Source organism: uncultured Jannaschia sp. (genome assembly GCF_947494025.1).
Lineage (GTDB): Bacteria > Pseudomonadota > Alphaproteobacteria > Rhodobacterales > Rhodobacteraceae > Jannaschia.
The window spans coordinates 1-1,072 of record NZ_CANLTQ010000108.1 but is presented as its reverse complement, the minus strand read 5'-3'; the positions used below and the strand labels follow the sequence as shown (position 1 = coordinate 1,072).

Annotated in this window: 1 pseudogene; it reads right to left on the bottom strand. The window is 62.8% G+C overall.

Annotated features, from left to right (window positions below):
* Positions 1-78: 78 nt before the first annotated feature.
* Positions 79-671 (bottom strand): annotated as a pseudogene (locus Q1B08_RS21470) (transposase); the annotation flags it as partial.
* Positions 672-1,072: the final 401 nt, after the last annotated feature.

Below are 1,072 nucleotides of genomic sequence, written 5' to 3'. Positions count from 1 at the left end.
CTTCTTCGTCATCGTCCATCTCCCCCTTGGGGTCAGAATGGACCGGCAACCTCATACACAGAAGATCGGACACTCTCAGGGCGGGTCGCCCGGCCCCTCGTCATCAGGCGGTGCGACGTCAGGCTTTGGCTGAAAGCTCTTCATCGAAGCCCAGGCTTTGACCAGCGTGCCGTCGACCGAGAACCGAAGGACCGCGCAGCGAAATGCTCGTCCGACAAGAGCGGCGAGACCTCCCGGCGCGCCAGGATCGCCGCCATGACCTTGCGCGACATCTCGGTCGTCAGCAGTCGGTCGCGGTTCTTCGTGAACACCGTCGGCCTTCGGCCCGGGGCTTCGCCCGTTCAGGGCTGACGCCCTTCACCCCAGACCTGGTCGTCGATGCCCAGCCCCACGAACCAGCGGAACAGCAGGTTATACTGCATCTGCTCCATCAACTGCCGCTCGAAGCGGACCGAGAAGAGGATCTGGAGCAGGCTGGCCCGGATCGGGCGTTCCGGCGCAATCGAGGGGCGACCGAAATCGGTATAGAGCGCTTCAAAATCGGCATCCAAACTGGCCAGCGCCTCGTTCACCACCTGCCTGATCTTGCGCAGGGAATGCCGTGCCGGAATGCGCGCCTCCAGGTCAACGTAGCTGAACAGCGATCCGCTCGTCTCATCCGTGCCGCGCATCACCGCCCCCCGCCCTGGTGGCCCAAAGGATGAATCATGTTCCTCAAACCCGGTCGAGGGCCGACTTCTTCAGCAGCCTGTTCGGCGGAAAATCGGAGCCGCAGCTCGTACTCCCTGTAGTTGATCGCCGGGCGACATCGTCGAGTACGGTGATAGAATGATCCAGCAGCGTCGTCGTGTCGCCGCGTTGTCGGACCGGTCAGTAAGGTCATGCCCGACGGCGGCAATCTTCCGCTATCGCAAAGCTGTGATCGAAACCCGATAGACAGGGACCGAGCGTTGGACGACCGGGTACGCAGCGCCGATGTTAGAGTCCGCTTCGTCCCGCGCAGCAGACCTCCGGCGTTACGCAGGGCACTCTGTCGGAATGTCGTTGGTGCGATAATCCGCTATCGGGGCAC